Origin of the sequence: Sporocytophaga sp. (assembly GCF_017745095.1) — a bacterium.
Taxonomy (GTDB): Bacteria; Bacteroidota; Bacteroidia; order Cytophagales; family Cytophagaceae; genus Sporocytophaga.
The window spans coordinates 365,362-381,421 of sequence record NZ_JAGHZZ010000008.1; the positions used below are offsets into that span (position 1 = coordinate 365,362).

Sequence of the window (16,060 nt, forward strand, 5' to 3'; positions counted from 1 at the left end):
CTTCCTTTTTGCTTCTATATCTAAAAGTAATAAAACTATAGAATTGTTCTAAATTCCATGTCATATTTACAGACTTCAGAACAATTAAGAAGTTCCCAGGTTGTTCATATATCATATGTAATTTTTCACGCCTAAACGTAATACCTTATGAAAATAGTTTTCAGAATTGTCTCAATTATACTCAGATGCGTAATATTCGCTGTATTCTACTGCTTATCAGTAATTATAGGTGAAGTATTATCAATTTATCACTTGGTAAAAATGATATTACACCCACCCAAAAATCAGTTTGAACCACAAAAGGCTCCTCTAAAAGCAAAAAATATTTAATTAAACCATTGGATAATTTTATCTTAGTCCAATGAACAACAGTATTAAAATTGGACAAACAAAATAAATTTATTATCCGCGAAATCATCAGGGAAAAATCCGAGCTTGGCCCCGGCATTATCTTATTTGAGTTTGAGGATAAGCTTACGGCAGAGAAAAAATTTAATGAACTGCGAGTTCGAAAAGTCAGAGAAAGTAACCTTTACGATATACTGCTGACTCTTTCAGATGAACGAATTTTAATGGTTAATGAATACTTCTTTGATCAATTTGGGAAGGCACTTGTTAAGGAACATCCTGATGGAGATATTGAATATCTATTTGACCCACTTGAATTTCAACTTCCAGTATCTGCCACAGACAAACAAATTCTCGAACTTATTAATAAAGGAAAAATAAGAACACATCTATTCTTCGAATTTGAAGGCACACCTACTTTATATACTGTTGAGAAAAACCCTGACATTACTTTTTACAACAGTGGCAAAGTTTTTCGGATGCCAGATATTGCATCAAAATGGTATTATCATTCAGAAAAAGAAGCACTGGAAAACACTATAAAATTATTTGAGTTTGCCATTAGTAATTATGCTCTGAAACGAATTGAAGTTAAAGATCCTCAGACATGCGACTGGCACCTGCTATCTTCGCTAAAGAAAAAAGGATTAATTGACTTTGATGCAAATATGGGGATCATCCACATCAATGAAAGACTAAGTAGAGAAGAAACTAGGGATTTAATTTTCTCAATAAATCCTAAACCCTTTCTTATAAGACAAGCTACTCTTGAAGAAGAGAAAGCTGACCATATGCGTCACATATAGTAAGCTTTCTCTGCAGTCATCTCGTCAAACTCCCATTTTAAAATTTTTGTAGAAAATTTTATCTAAAGTACGATCAGACAATGACCTTGGCAAAATCCAGTTAATGACTTTCTGTGCTACTGGTGCATACCTCACAGAGGCTTGCCCTGTTTCACTGGCTTTCAATATCACTTCAGCAATTTCTTCAGGAGCCATGCCTTTTTTCTCTTCAGTCAATGCATAATCAATAAAACTTCTATATGCTTTTTTATAGCTGGTATGGTCAAATGCATTTAACCTTGCAGCTTTATTCCAAATAGGAGTGCGTACGTTACCGGGACCAATAATGATCACATCTATCCCAGAAGGCATAAGCTCCCTTCTGAAACTTGCAGATACGGCTTCAACCGCATGTTTGGACGAAGCATATGCACCTAGAAAAGGCGCTGATATTTTCCCGGCAACGGAACTGATGTTAATTACCTTTCCCGATCTATTTGTACTCAAACCCCTAACTTTCAACATTGGCAAAAAAGCCCTGGTTACCTTGATCAGCCCTATAACGTTTACATCAAATATATTCTGTATTTCCTGAATATCCTGATATTCCAGAGGACCAGCCAATGCCATTCCTGCATTATTAACCAGACAATCCAGAGGGTGCCCATTCAGTTCTTTTCTTACAATTTCTGAGCATTTTTCAATTTCATCCCACTTACAAACATCCATTACCAAAGGGTAAAAATTGAGACCCAATAAGGCTTTCAGATTTTGCGCATCATCTGCCTTTCTTACAGATCCAAACACTCTATAACCTTTTGAAAGAAAAAGTCTGGCAGTGGCGTTTCCAATACCAGAAGAAACACCGGTAATCACAACCGTTTTTTGAGTCATAGCTATTTATTTTGATTTAAGGCAAAGTAAGAGAATGGACACTAAAAAAATTTTGCCTTTTGGCAAAAACTCATCGATATCGATTTCTTATCCGGCTAAGTGTATATTGACTCACTCCCAGGTAGGATGCGATAATATTCAGTGGGATCCTTTGTACAATCCCAGGCTGCCTTTCCATAAGTTTGTGATATCTCGTATAGGCATCATCTAATACCATTTCATTACTAAGTTTTAATTTTTCCAAAAGCGCTTTTTCAGTCAGTTTTCTGATAATGCTATCCCAGTTAGAAATAGCGGTTGAAAAATACTCCATAGCTTCTCTTGTGATGATAACCAACTCCATATCTGTAAGAGCCTGCAGATATTCTTTTGAAGGACTTCTGTCATTAAAACTTGTCAGATCTACAGCAAAATGCTTTTCATTAATAAAATACCTGGTAAACTCCTCTCCCGACTCGTTAAAAAACTGCACCCTGATTATTCCAGATTTTACAAAACCAATTTTATTGCATATAGCTCCCAACTCCAGAAAAAAACTTCCTTTTTTCAATTTTTCTATATATAAAAAACTTCTTAAAATCTCTTTACTTTCCTCACTAAGAAGTTCGACCTGCTCCAAAAATTCAATCAAATTCTCCATTAATCTCCAAGGAACAAATTCTATTCATAATCCGCAAAAATTTTTGGTCCAAAAACGATATTACCAACTATTAAAATCAATTTAATTTTTAAACAAAAATTAACTAGAATACTCATTTATTTAATTTTAATGTTAAATATTTAACCTAAAAATTCACTTTTAATTAAAAATAACCATTAGTCAATCAAAAATTGAACAGACAAAATAAAAATATAATTTTTTCACGAAAAACTAACACAAATATTATTTTTATCATATAACAATTCGGCGACATCCAAGTTCTTATCTCATTCAAATAGTATAAACTATATATCTGATTTACATATTATTTTAGGGATAATAATAAAAAAATTGCAAAAAAATTAGGATATTTTTCCTAAAATATCTAAAATTAAATTATTAGAAAATTAATATTTTTATGAAAGACAGCATCCAACTTACCGGCAATCAGATTTTCTCCTCTTACCAGGTGGAGAAAAACCTTTACGATGAGGTCTTCGACCAAACAGGAAAGGTGAAAAAGTACTACCAGAAAGTTCTATCTTTATTCAACAAACTTACATTACAGGACTTGAAGAAGCTGAATGAATTTGCAAGGGCTTCCTTTTTCAATCAGGGAGTCACTTTTGCTGTCTATTCGGATAATATGAAAGGTGTTGAGCGAATTTTTCCCTTTGACTTATTCCCTAGAATTATCCCCTTAAAAGAATGGGAAAACCTTGAAAAGGGCATAATTCAAAGAAACAGGGCTATCAATATGTTTCTTTATGATATATACCATGACAGGAAGGTTTTAAAAGATAAAATCGTACCCTCTGAACTTATATTTTCATCCAATTACTACCTGAAGGAAATGATTGGCTTTACGCCTCCAGGCAAAGTATATACACATATTTCCGGAACAGATCTGATTAAACACAAAGATGGGGAGTACTATGTACTGGAAGACAATCTTCGTTGCCCTTCAGGCGTAAGCTATGTGCTGTCTAACAGAGAGGCTATGAAAAGAACCTTATCCAAGGTATTTTCAAGCTACAATATAAAGCCAGTCCACGATTACCCGGAACAACTTTTATCCATGATTCAATCTGTAGCACCTGAAGGAGTAGATAATCCTACTTGTGTGGTACTCACTCCAGGAATGTATAACTCTGCATATTATGAGCATTCATTCCTTGCGCAAAGCATGGGAATTCAGCTTGTAGAAGGAAGAGATCTTTATGTCGATAAAAATTTTGTCTACATGAAAACACTTCATGGCTCAAAAAGAGTGGACGTAATATACAGACGTGTAGATGATGACTTTATTGATCCTCTGTGTTTCAGACCCGACTCAGTTCTCGGCGTTCCGGGATTAATGGGCTGCTACAGAGAAGGGAATGTAACCATTATCAATGCCCCAGGTACAGGTGCGGTTGATGACAAGGCTGTGTATACCTACATTCCCGAAATCATTAAATATTATCTTTCTGAAGAACCTATACTGAAAAATGTACACACCTATCGCTGTGAATTGGAAGATGATCTTAAGTACGTAATGGAAAATATGGAAGAGCTCGTTGTTAAGCCAGTAGACGAATCAGGTGGGTATGGAATATTTATGGGGCACAAATCTACTGCCGCTCAGAGAAAAGATTTTCAGGATAGAATTAAAAACAACCCGAGGAAGTATATAGCTCAACCAATCATGTCTTTGTCTGTACATTCTACCTTCATTGAAGAATCTGAGTTTTTTGAACCAAGACATATCGACCTTCGAAGCTTTTGCCTGATGGGCAAGGGCAAAGACTTTGTTCTTAAAGGTGGATTGTCAAGAGTAGCTTTAAAAAAAGGAAGCCTTATCGTCAATTCTTCTCAAGGAGGAGGCTCTAAAGACACCTGGGTATTAGAAGGTTAGTTATCATTTATGCTATCAAGAATCGCAAACAGTCTACTCTGGATGGGTCGTTACCTTGAAAGAGCTCAACATACAGCCCGATATGTTAATGTCCATTATTTTTCTGCTTTGGATGCACCAAACCTCTCCAAAAAGGAATATGTACTGGATTCTATTTCGTGTATGACAGGCCTCAGTTATGAATATGATGAAGAAATTCTTAACCTGGAAGACCAGAATCTTATTTACAAGATTACATTGGATGAGACCAATCCGGTTTCTATCAAATCCTTCATCAATAATGCCAGAGAAAATGCAAGAGGAGCCAGAGACATCCTTTCTTCTGAACTTTGGGAATCAATCAATAAGTTTTACCATAGTGCAAATGCATATCAAGGTAAAACGCTTACTGAAGAAGAGATCCTTAGCTTCACTGAAATGGTGGTCCATCAGTGCGCTATTGTAAATGGCTATATTGATCACAGTCTTCTTCATAACGAAACATGGTCTCTCATACAACTGGGAATCCATACTGAGGCTGCAGGTCAGCTCACGCGTATGCTAATCGCAAAGGTTCGTGACATTGAAAAAACCGAGCAGTTGAAACTCGGAAAAGCAATGGAAACGTACCAGTGTATTGCAATGCTGAAAAGCGCTGAAGGATTTGATATGAGTAGAGTACATTACAAATCCGTACCAAACCTGAAAAAAGCTCTTGAATTTCTTATACTCAATAAAGATTTCCCAAGATCCATTATATTTAATCTCGAAGCTGTAAATGATTGTCTTCAGAAAATCAGTCTTGTAAAAGGGGAAGAAAAAGGTTCTGTAGAGTTTTTTGCGGGAAAACTGCAAGCTTCCTATAGTTATCTCACCATAGAAGAGATCCAAGACCAGATACTACCCTTTCTTGAAAAAACGCTTGATGATTTATATAAACTGGGATCGCTCGTGGACCAGAAAATTTCTTAACACAAAAGTATGTCTGCGTATTTTGACATTTTATATCAGTCCATAAGCGAATATGAATATCCGGTTAAGGAGGCATTTTTCGAGTTCATCATCTCGCCTTGCGAATGTGATTCGCAGTCGTTAGTTGAGTTCAATATAAAAACTTCTACTGGTCCGGACGTTTTCACTACCAAAAACAGTTTAGGATTTAATCAGATAAGAATAAGACCTGCAGGATATTTCAAAACTTTTAAATTGGAATATTCTGCAAAGGTCAGAAAAGAGGAACTTAACAATATAGATAACCTTAGACCTTCAGCTCATGAACAGTGGGCAGAAATAAACTCTACAAACTTTTACATAGAAAATTTTCTTTATCTCCACACCTCCCCTCTCACTGTTATTCCCAAAGAAAATCAGAATGAAGTATTAATTTACCGAAGGAGTTCAGATCTGCTGGAGTATTCCCTGGAATTAAACACACACATCCATAACCTTTTGTCTTACGAAAAAGAAGTAACTGATGTAAGCACTACTGCCGCAGATGTTATCCTTTTAAAGAAAGGTGTTTGTCAGGATTATACACACCTATTCCTAGCAATGGCCAGAAGTAATGGACTTGCGTGTCGCTATGTATCCGGATATCTTGACCAGGGATCATCCTATACGGGCACTGGAGGCATGCATGCATGGGCAGAAGTTTATATACCTGGAATGGGCTGGACAGGCTTTGACCCTACTAATAATTGCCGTGTAAATATTCAATACATAAAAGTAGCGCATGGAAGAGATTATAATGATTGCAGCCCAATTAAAGGAGTATTGCTTTCACTTGGAGAAAATAAAACATACCATCTGGTTCAAGTAAGCCAGCAACAGCAATAATATCACCATTAGATTAAATTATTAAATTTTGTTTATCGTACTTATATGACCTATTGTTTAGGAATTAAATTAAAATCAGGACTTCTTGCCATATCAGATACAAGAATAACTTCGGGATCAGAAACCACAACTGCAAAAAAAGTATATGTTTATCAAAAAGAAAGGCATTCTGTATTCATCATGACAAGTGGCCTGAGATCAGTAAGAGATAAAGCTCTTACCTACTTTAAAGAAGTAATAGAGGAAAACGAAGGTAAAAATTTCGACAAATTATATAAAGTAGTTAATGCTTTTGGTTCGCAACTGCGCAGGGTAGCAGAAGAAGACAGAAGTTCGCTAGAAAGGTCAGGACTATTTATTAATCTCTTTACCATAGTTGGAGGTCAACTTGAAGGCGATGAAGAGCATAAGTTATTTTTACTATACCCTGAAGGAAACTGGATAGAAATCTCTACCAGTACGCCTTTCGTGATAATAGGTAACTCAGGCTTTGGAAAACCAATACTCAACAGAATACTTACTTATGAAACAGATTTTAATGAAGCATTAAAAGCAGGATTTCTTTCTTTCGATTCAACGCGAGTAAGTGCAAATGATGTTGATTTCCCACTGGATGTTGTATTATACAGGCCTAATACATTTAAGATGGTTGAGCATCGGTATGAAAAAGATGACCTTCATTATATTTCAGCAAAATGGGAAGAAGAGTTAAGAGCAGCATTGAAAAATATACCTGAAGATTGGGTAAGTGCTATTCTGAGCAAGTTTTAAAAATATCCTTTTTCCTTTTAAACCCTTTTCCAAATAAGGAAAAGGGCTATAAGGAAAATTAAACTAAACGATACTATTTTAGAAACGATATAGGATGCTTTTGATTGTATTTCATGATAAACATAAAAGTCTTAACATCCTTCTTTCCTTTATATTTTTTATAATCATTTAACAGCTCAGGATCTTTTGAAAGCAGACTTACTAGCTGCTTTTTATTTAGTAAAAAAACCTCCCCGTTTTCAAAATTCATAATGTATTTATCTGCTTGAGTCTTTCTTCCTGGATCCATCATATTCTTTCTCGTAATGTTGGTATATGCATGAGAATAATAAACATCATTGAAATCCAGCATTGGAGAAATCTTTACAAAAAAACATATACTACCAATAATATCAAGTCTTGAAAAACGGCCGTATGAGTTGCAGTAAACCCTTCTTCCGTCTGAATATCCCCAATACTCAGTATTCTTAAGCAACCTTAGCTGTCCATTATCATAGATGTAAATTTTTTTATGACTTAATAAGTCTTTAAAATAATGTACAGAATTCGAATCCAGATCAGTTTTAACAGCAGAAAGCGGCAAGGGTGAATTATTCTTAAAATCCTCATAAGTAAGGTAAATTCCTCTTTTGAATTTAAACTCAGGTGTGTAAACTACCAGAGAATCCGATAGATTGGTATTTACACAGACGCTATCCTGCCCCATAACATTCAGGGTGATCAAGACTAAAATAGCTAGCAAGGTACTCTTCATAATTCAATCAAATTATTCCATTAGCTGGTTGGTAAAAGCTAACGAAACGAAAAAGATTAAATTATTTTTTGCACCTATTTCACATAACTATTTTCCAAATTCAAAAGGCGAATATCCTTATAGGGATGTGAGTCGTCGAGAGAATACTCGATTATTCGTGTGTTTGCAGTGGGGTTTAAACTTAAATCAGAATCATTATAGACTGGAAATTGTCTGACCAGGTGTTTTCCCTGAATAAAGAGTGAATCTTGCCCAATATATCCTTCCATAATCTTTGGGTTCGGTTCAGGAAACGCAAGCTGAACAACCTCATCACTTCCAAATTCATAGCCGATAAAACTCCCTTGGGCATTATTACCTCTGCCTATTACAAAAGCATAAATCTCAGGAAGATTGTTATTATTAAGATCTCCGGTTTTTACTCCATAAACTTTTCCATTAACTATCCTTATCAAAGTATCATTAAGTTCCGGTGATTTTATAATTATGGTCAACTTTTTCAAACTGCTTGTCCCTTTTACTGAAACATCAAATGTAACATCGTTAAAATGTAACACTTGTTCCAAACTTTCAGGAATTTCAGAGAAAGTAAAATATTGTTCTTGGTTTCCTCGACAGGAAAATAAGAAAAACGAAACGAGCCAAAAGTAAACATTCACTTTCATTTTCAAGGAATTAATCAAAATCAGCTACAATTGTTTCCACTACTAATATTCATCAAAAAGATTACTTTCTTTCACTTTACTTCCTCCCATTCCCCTTCACGCTTTTGTCATTCTAAACTTATTTTATCATTTTTGGGAAATTTAAATTTTCAAATAAATCCCTTTTCCATGTCTAAAATAAATTTGTTTCTGACAGGCATTATTTTCTTAACAATAGCTTTTTCTTGTCAGAAGGTTGACCCTGCTAATGACCTTTCTTTTGAAGAGCAGGATGTTTATGTGACCAATCATGACAAGAATTTTGATTTCAATACTGTAAAAACTTATGCTATTCAAAATCAAGTTTCACCTGTAAATGTCCTTACTGATCTTGCGACCATTAATCTTTCAGACACTGTCTTTATTTCCCTTATTAATACGAATCTTGCCCAAAGAGGATTTCAACAAGTAGATAAAAATGCAAATCCAGATGTTATAGTAATCGTTTCTCGCTTGTTGTTTAACACAGGTGGAAATGATTTTTCATACATCAATAGAGGGGTTTATGCAGGACTTACAAATCCTGATACGATTCTTTTCAAAAATCAATTTGCAGTACCTTCAGATTTCAATAATCCGGCAGTAGTAAGCGGAAGTTTATCAATTGACATGGTCGATGTAAAATCCTCAACCAAATCTTTAAATATTGTATGGAATGGTATTGTTGTTGGCGCATTAACAAGTCCATTTCCCGGAACTGAGCAAAGGACCAAAGATGGAATCAACAGTCTCTTCAATCAGTCTCCTTATCTACTTGCAGGACAATAAATTCAACAAACTCCAACAGACATAATACTCAAAATGAGAAAATATATCTTACCGGTCTTAATGGCCATAGTACTGATCTCAGCTCAAAACACTTGCAATGCTCAGGATAATATAAAAACATTATTCTCCTATAACTATGGAATGGGCTTTGCTACCGGAGATTTAAAATCCTATATAGACAAAAAATTATTCGATGGCTTTTCAGTAGAAGGCAGGTTCTTTATCAACAAAAATATATCTCTTGGTTTGAATGTCGGATATAACGATTTCAGAAAGTATTTAAACAGAGAAGTTTATTCTACTGGTAGTGGTAATATTTCTGCTGTTCAGACAAGATATTTTAATACTGTTCCTGTACTTGCAACAGGCTTCTATTACCTTAATTCAATATCAGCATTCAAACCTTATGCAGGTATCGGAATAGGCGCATATGTAAGCAATTATCAGAAGTATTATTCGACTTTAGAGTCAAAACATACCAAAACATGTTTCGGCTTTCGTCCTGAGATCGGAACCCTAATAAAGCTAAGAAATGGTTTAGGACTTATTGTTTCCGGAAGATACAATTATGCTACATATTCCTATCAGGAATTCAGCAGTCTGAACTACTTCGAACTTAATTTCGGACTATCTTTTTCTATTGAAAAATAATATCACTTGTTAATATAATAGAAATGAAGAGCTCCTTCATTTCTATTATTTATTTTTTTGCCATTTTTTTATAAAGAAACTTATCCTTACTACCTCATATACAAACAATAACTAAATGAATTAAACATATCTATTTTCCATACAGTTCTTTTTACAGGTTAATAGCTATGAAGACTATCAGTATTGTTGGCGGTGGATTCTGCGGATGCATGCTCACGTTGCACTTATTAAAAAAGAGACATTCTAAAATAAAGATACATCTTATTGAAAAGTCTGAAAAACTGTGCAGAGGAGCAGCATACTCCACTGAATTCAACTTTCATTTGCTAAATGTAAACGCTGGCAAAATGAGTGCTTTACAATCTGACGAAGATAATTTTATTAACTGGTTGAAAGAAAATAAATATCCATATAACAATGAGGACTATGTTCCCAGAAAGCTTTATGGGAATTACCTTTCCAGTCTTCTCTACCATGAATTAAATGAAGATCCTGGCGCGGTTGATATCCATACGGAAGAAGCAATTGATCTCACGTTGGATAATGATAAAGCAATTATATTGCTTGAAAGTGGTAAAAAAATTATCAGTGATAAAGTAGTTATAGCCCCTGGAAACTTTCCTCCTCAATCAGATAATGATCCTTTTGAAAAGTACATTGGTGATGGTATATATTTTACGAATCCCTGGGACCATCAAGCGATCATAGGGAAAATTCATAAAGAAGAAGATATCCTTATTCTTGGAAGCGGGTTAACGATGATCGATTTATGCACAACCTTATTTTACAATTCTCATAGAGGGAAAATATATACCTATAGCAGACATGGTCTTTTACCAGCGGTGCATAAACCAGTAAATTACTATCCTCCCTTTTACCATGAAATCGAAAAGGCCAACTCATTAAACAAAGTATTATCAATAGTAAAAAAACATCTGCAAAGCCACAAACAGCAGGGAGGAGACTGGAGGGACATTATTGAAAGTTTAAGACCATTTAATCAGAAAATCTGGATGAATTTTTCAATAAAAGACAAGGCACTTTTTATAAAAAAATTAAACAGATTATGGAGTATTTCAAGGCACCGGATACCTCAAGAGTATCAAATAACTATTAATGAATTACTAAAGAATAAAATGCTTGAGATTCATTCAGGTACAATAGAATCCATTGAAAAAAATGGAAGAAAATTAAATATAACAATAAGAAAAAATAAAAGCGAACAACCGATAACAATCAGTGTACATAAAGTTATCAATTGCACAGGGCCACAACTCAACTATCTAAAACTTAATGATCGCCTGATACAAAGCATGTTTCAAAAAGGATTGATCCATCCTGGCCCACTCAATTTGGGTGTAGATGCTTCTGCTGATGGCAAGGTAAAAAATCATTATAATGAAAATATAATTTATGCTCTTGGCTCTCCCCTTACCGGCGTATTGTTTGAATCGACCGCAGTTCCGGAATTACGATTGCAGGCCGAGGTGCTGGCAGATATTTTATTATTCTCGGATCTTCCTGTTGAACAAAAACCATATTGAGTTCTCTTGTGGTACTTAAAAATCTACAAGCCATTCATATATAATATTTTTTGTAAATTTGCGTAATCAGACAGCAGACATTACATTTTGATAATACCTTTTTAACTGTCTTGATTCAATAAGCTTTATGAAAAAAAATCTGATTTTCTATACCCTCTTTACCGGCGGCTTTTCTCTGTTAATCTGGTTTTTGCTTAATAACGGGAAACACCTGGAGGCAGAAAGAATATTACCGCAATTGGCATCGGCTGAAAATAATTCAATCTTCTCAGGTCTCAACAGTAACTTACATAATCCTCTTAGCACATTAATACTTCAAATAACTATAATTCTTGTCGTTGCAAGGATATTGGGGTATCTTTTCCAAAAGGCCGGACAACCTTCAGTTGTAGGAGAAATAATCGCCGGGATAGCATTAGGTCCATCACTTTTAGGGTTATATTTTCCCGAAGCTTCATCGTTCATTTTCCCTGTAGCTTCGTTAGGCAATATTCAGTTTTTAAGTCAGATCGGACTCATTCTGTTTATGTTTATTGTTGGGATGGATATTGACGGAACCACAATAAAGAACCAGGCTCATCAGGCAGTGATCATAAGCCATGCAAGTATTATATTTCCTTTTTTTCTTGGAGTTGTAAGTTCATTCTTTCTTTATAGCACATTTGCGCCACCTACAATACCTTTCGTTGCCTTTGCTCTGTTTATGGGAATTGCCATGAGTATCACTGCTTTTCCGGTATTGGCAAGAATAGTACATGAAAAAGGATTGAGTAAACATCCTATAGGGATGATGTCTCTAACATGTGCTGCAGCAGATGACGTTACAGCATGGTGCGTACTCGCTGCTGTAATTGCGATCGTAAAAGCCACTTCTGTCCTTTCTGCCCTTCTGACATTAGTTCTTGCTGCTGCTTATCTTATATTCATGTTGTATGTAGTAAAACCAGGTCTTAAGAAACTTTTTATTACAAAGGCACAAAATGGAGAAATCAATAAATCATTAACCGGAATAATTTTTCTTGTACTCCTCTTATCTTCCTATATCTGTGAACTTATAGGCATACATGCCTTATTCGGAGCATTTATAGCGGGTGTAATTATGCCGGAAGAGCTTAATCTGAAAAAAATCATTTCCGAAAAAATTGAAGATGTTGCGCTAGTGTTGTTACTCCCTTTATTCTTTGTTTTCACCGGCTTAAGAACACAAGTCAATCTTTTGAATAATCCTAATTTATGGATCGTTTGCCTGGGTATCATCGTCTTAGCTGTGCTTGGAAAACTTGTGGGCAGTGCTCTAGCTGCAAGGATTACCGGTCTTTCCTGGAAAAGATCGTTATCTATTGGCGTTTTAATGAATACCAGAGGCCTTATGGAACTTGTTGTTCTTAATATTGGCTACGATCTAGGGGTACTGAGCACGGAGATCTTTACCATCATGGTGATTATGGCAATCGTTACAACATTTATGACAGGTCCCTTTCTCAATTTTATAACGAAAAACATTCCTGACCACGAGCTTGTTGAAAATGAGAAAACTGTGAATTCCATAGTTTGAAGTAGGAATAACAATAGCAGCATCAAGCCAGTTTTACTGATAACCAAGAAAACAAAATATGGTTAGTCAGGATGAACTTATAGAGATACTTTCAGCATGTTCAATAGTATGTAAAAAATGTGCAGCAGCATGTTTAATGGAAAATAACTTTGAAAAATATTCCATTTGTGCCAAACTTACTCTTGACTGCGCTGGAATTACAAATATTACAGGGGAATTATCGGTAAGAGGATCTGTAGTTCTTGACAAACAACTGGAGGTATGCATTGAGATCTGCAGGCTCTGTGCTGCTGAGTGTGAAAAACATCCTGAGATTTCACTTTGCAAAAGCTGTGCTGAGGCTTGTCATGAATGTCAGGTGACCTGCGAAAGCTATGCACATCAACACTCACTATAGAATACTTTTTATTTTCATATTTTACCCCACGAAGATTTCCCGTTTTCAAAAAAACCTCTTTTATTTAGGTGAAACAAGTGTTGGATTCTGTCGTTTCAGAATAAACCAAATTGACTCTGGATTAATCACCTATGAAAAAATACTTTTCCAAAGATGTACTTCTAAACTATCTGTATAGTATTCTTTCAGGAAGGCTACTTGGATTTGTAGTCGGGACCTGGGCAAGTACATTAGTTTCTCATTTCTTTGAAACCAAAAGCTTTAAAAACCTTTGGGGACTGAGAGCCAAGAAAACAATCATCAGCAAATCAGCTTTTTCCGAGCTTGAATGGGTTGCATCTATACTAATAGGTTTTATTGTATTCGAAATATTTGAAAAAATTCTTAAAGAAAAATTCCAAACTCATGGACCAGTATACTACCGCAATACCATGGCTTACCTGGAAGAAAAAGGTGTATTACAAAAAGTAAGGGAAGTAAAACAGAAGATCTTAAAAAAATAATTCTGAGATAAAAAAAAGGGCAAGGCTTTAAAACCCTGCCCTTTCGCTTTCGACTATTTCATATGCTAATGCATAAAAATAAAGTTTGTAGCTTTATGTACCTCCTGATCAAAATCAACCAGGTCATTACCTTCAACAATTTTTGCCTTGTATCCGAGTCCGCATAATACTTCCATACTTTTGGTTCTATTTTCGTTTTCGCCCAATTCACAATAGATAACGGGCTTGTGTTTGTCTAATATCTCGCGAGCTCCTTCAAGAACTGCCCATTCAAAGTGCTCAACATCCAGCTTAATAGCCACAATGTCTTGAGAAGCATCTTTGAGATGTTTGATACTATCCAGTTTTCTAAGTGGCACTGAAAAGGTTTCCCCCTCACTGCTTTTCGGAATAGCATCATGGATTACGTGACATAATCCTTGCATCTTTACAGAATTTACAACAGGCATCACCATGTCAATTTCACTATCTTCATTTCCCAAAGCCATTGGAAACACTTCAACATTATCAAGTTTAAACAACTCGATATTCTGATTCAACGTTCCCAGATTATATGGTATCGGCTCAAATGAATAAACAGTAGATTCTGGAAATTTTTTAGCAAGTGTTACTGTCATGAGTCCGATATTAGCACCTATATCCAGTATAATTCCATCCTTAGGGATAAGCTTGATAAAGTGTAGAAAATCTTTCTCCGCTTTGTCTACCCTTAGTGAATAGATTTTATACAAGGAAAACAGGTGTAAATAATATCTGAATCCCAGTAGTTTTTGAAGATAAGCTTTAATAACCCTTTTCATCAACCCTCCTTTCATTAAAACTCTCATCATTAATAATAAGAATATTAAAATACCATTTGTTAAATAGGGTAAAGGATGAAGTTCAGTTTTTCTAATTGAAGTTTAAAAAGATTTAAAAATAACTTCCTAGCAACCTGGTAATGAACAAATTAAAATCAGATTAAAATAAATATTTCAACTAACAATCTATGTTACTTTAATGTTATCAGCGCATTTCATTGGTAAGGCTTTGCCTTAGATCAAAGAGTAACCAATCTCCCGCCTTGACCTTAGATCCCTCGTTTTTTATAAGGTTTAAAAAATCATTTACACCTACCGGCTCATTTCCATTTCCATGAATCAACACAATACTTCCATTATACGCTTTCTGTCCCTTAGCAAGCCAGGCGTCTGTACCAATAGGCAAAAGACCAAATGCTGTTACTTTTTCATATAGTTTTTTATCCGAAACAAGACCAGGAAATCTAAACATACAGGAAGGTATCAATCCCTCTTCGATCATTTCCCTTTCTGTATCGAGTATTTCTTCACTTATGTTTGTGTTTTTCTCTAATAGAAAATTTTCCTTAAGCGGTTCATTTACATTTACCCTATGATGAAAGCTATGGTTAATCCATTCAACTGTGATCTTCTTCTCTCTTACCAACCCTTTAAGCCATTCAAGATCTTCATGGTGTTTTTCCATCCACAAACCAGAGACAGAAATAGCTAGGGGAACAGGATGATCAAACTTTTCAAATTCTGATATTATTGAAGTAAAAATTCTTTTATCAAGAGGTCTATGAGATGGACAAAGATCGATGGTAAGATCAATACCTTTCTGGTCGGGCATTACGTGAGTAATACCAGCATCCTGAAGATTGCTGCTATTATTAATTGAACTATTGATTAACCTGATATATGGAGAATTTTTAAATTCAGAATTCACCTCTTCCCATGTGATCTTTTGAGAGAATCTCTTCCGAGCTGCGATTATGTCTGTATTCAGAGTATTGGGATCGACTATTAAAAAATGTTCTTTCCTATCCCGAATAAATTTTCTCAGGATGAGTTTCTTTTCTGATTTTAAACCATCTATATAAACAGCAAAGTAAACCTGATATTTCTCCGGCCAGCTATTTTCATACCTGACTGAGGATAAACATACAGAAACGAGTAAGAGACAAATGAAGATTTTAAGCACCATATCTGAAATTTATAAATATACACTTCAGACAAAATGATGTTTATTATA

17 protein-coding genes are annotated in these 16,060 nt (G+C 35.0%); 11 read left to right on the forward strand and 6 right to left on the reverse strand.

What is annotated here, in order from left to right; translation table 11 throughout:
* Nucleotides 1–380 precede the first annotated feature (380 nt).
* On the forward strand, nt 381–1,154 hold the full coding sequence (locus J7604_RS14690) for a hypothetical protein (RefSeq protein ID WP_293897089.1): 774 nt from the start codon (nt 381–383) through the stop codon (nt 1,152–1,154).
* Nucleotides 1,155–1,178: 24 nt separating this feature from the next.
* Here J7604_RS14690 and J7604_RS14695 read toward each other — a convergent pair whose 3' ends face one another.
* Together J7604_RS14695 and J7604_RS14700 are read right to left on the reverse strand one after the other, a co-directional pair.
* The gene (locus tag J7604_RS14695; RefSeq protein ID WP_293897090.1) at nt 1,179–2,027 is read right to left on the reverse strand and encodes an SDR family oxidoreductase; all 849 of its coding nucleotides are present in this window, start codon (nt 2,025–2,027) and stop codon (nt 1,179–1,181) included.
* A 70-nt stretch (nt 2,028–2,097) separates the two neighbouring features.
* Nucleotides 2,098–2,667: a Crp/Fnr family transcriptional regulator gene (locus J7604_RS14700; protein ID WP_293897091.1), complete on the reverse strand. Its 570-nt coding sequence runs from the start codon at nt 2,665–2,667 to the stop codon at nt 2,098–2,100.
* A 418-nt stretch (nt 2,668–3,085) separates the two neighbouring features.
* On the opposite strand from J7604_RS14700, the gene J7604_RS14705 reads away from it, so the two are divergent.
* From J7604_RS14705 to J7604_RS14720, 4 genes are read left to right on the forward strand one after another with little or no spacing between them, the layout of a single operon-like run.
* Entirely contained in the window at nt 3,086–4,564 is a 1,479-nt protein-coding gene (locus tag J7604_RS14705) for a circularly permuted type 2 ATP-grasp protein (protein WP_293897092.1), read from the forward strand.
* 9 nt (nt 4,565–4,573) lie between these two features.
* Nucleotides 4,574–5,515 carry an alpha-E domain-containing protein gene (locus tag J7604_RS14710; protein WP_293897093.1) on the forward strand — a complete coding sequence of 314 codons (942 nt, stop codon included), beginning with the start codon at nt 4,574–4,576 and terminating at the stop codon, nt 5,513–5,515.
* A 9-nt stretch (nt 5,516–5,524) separates the two neighbouring features.
* Nucleotides 5,525–6,379, forward strand: a complete 855-nt coding sequence (locus J7604_RS14715) for a transglutaminase family protein (protein ID WP_293897094.1) — start codon at nt 5,525–5,527, stop codon at nt 6,377–6,379.
* Between the two features lie 45 nt (nt 6,380–6,424).
* Nucleotides 6,425–7,150 carry a peptidase gene (locus J7604_RS14720; RefSeq protein WP_293897095.1) on the forward strand — a complete coding sequence of 242 codons (726 nt, stop codon included), beginning with the start codon at nt 6,425–6,427 and terminating at the stop codon, nt 7,148–7,150.
* A gap of 73 nt (nt 7,151–7,223) precedes the next feature.
* On the opposite strand, the gene J7604_RS14725 is transcribed toward J7604_RS14720, so the two are convergent.
* Nucleotides 7,224–7,904 (reverse strand): hypothetical protein, encoded by a 681-nt coding sequence (locus J7604_RS14725; protein WP_293897096.1) that lies wholly within the window; start codon nt 7,902–7,904, stop codon nt 7,224–7,226.
* Nucleotides 7,905–7,978: 74 nt separating this feature from the next.
* On the reverse strand, nt 7,979–8,569 hold the full coding sequence (locus tag J7604_RS14730) for a hypothetical protein (protein WP_293897097.1): 591 nt from the start codon (nt 8,567–8,569) through the stop codon (nt 7,979–7,981).
* Nucleotides 8,570–8,737: 168 nt separating this feature from the next.
* Here J7604_RS14730 and J7604_RS14735 point away from each other — a divergent pair, with 168 nt between their 5' ends.
* The 6 genes from J7604_RS14735 to J7604_RS14760 all read left to right on the forward strand — a co-directional run bounded on the left by J7604_RS14735 (nt 8,738) and on the right by J7604_RS14760 (nt 14,026).
* Nucleotides 8,738–9,376: a DUF4136 domain-containing protein gene (locus tag J7604_RS14735; protein WP_293897098.1), complete on the forward strand. Its 639-nt coding sequence runs from the start codon at nt 8,738–8,740 to the stop codon at nt 9,374–9,376.
* Between the two features lie 33 nt (nt 9,377–9,409).
* On the forward strand, nt 9,410–10,027 hold the full coding sequence (locus J7604_RS14740) for an outer membrane beta-barrel protein (RefSeq protein WP_293897099.1): 618 nt from the start codon (nt 9,410–9,412) through the stop codon (nt 10,025–10,027).
* A gap of 167 nt (nt 10,028–10,194) precedes the next feature.
* Nucleotides 10,195–11,571, forward strand: a complete 1,377-nt coding sequence (locus tag J7604_RS14745; protein WP_293897100.1) for an FAD/NAD(P)-binding protein — start codon at nt 10,195–10,197, stop codon at nt 11,569–11,571.
* Between the two features lie 127 nt (nt 11,572–11,698).
* Entirely contained in the window at nt 11,699–13,126 is a 1,428-nt protein-coding gene (locus J7604_RS14750) for a cation:proton antiporter (RefSeq protein WP_293897101.1), read from the forward strand.
* Nucleotides 13,127–13,184: 58 nt separating this feature from the next.
* Complete coding sequence (locus J7604_RS14755) at nt 13,185–13,523, forward strand: four-helix bundle copper-binding protein (protein WP_293897102.1); 339 nt, start codon at nt 13,185–13,187, stop codon at nt 13,521–13,523.
* 131 nt (nt 13,524–13,654) lie between these two features.
* Nucleotides 13,655–14,026: a hypothetical protein gene (locus J7604_RS14760; RefSeq protein ID WP_293897103.1), complete on the forward strand. Its 372-nt coding sequence runs from the start codon at nt 13,655–13,657 to the stop codon at nt 14,024–14,026.
* 65 nt (nt 14,027–14,091) lie between these two features.
* Here the strand turns inward: J7604_RS14760 and J7604_RS14765 are convergent, their stop codons facing one another.
* Both J7604_RS14765 and J7604_RS14770 read right to left on the reverse strand, forming a co-directional pair.
* Nucleotides 14,092–14,856, reverse strand: coding sequence for an FkbM family methyltransferase (locus tag J7604_RS14765; RefSeq protein ID WP_293897104.1), 765 nt, complete (start codon nt 14,854–14,856; stop codon nt 14,092–14,094).
* A gap of 175 nt (nt 14,857–15,031) precedes the next feature.
* Complete coding sequence (locus J7604_RS14770; RefSeq protein ID WP_293897105.1) at nt 15,032–16,012, reverse strand: polysaccharide deacetylase; 981 nt, start codon at nt 16,010–16,012, stop codon at nt 15,032–15,034.
* Between the last annotated feature and the right edge of the window lie 48 nt (nt 16,013–16,060).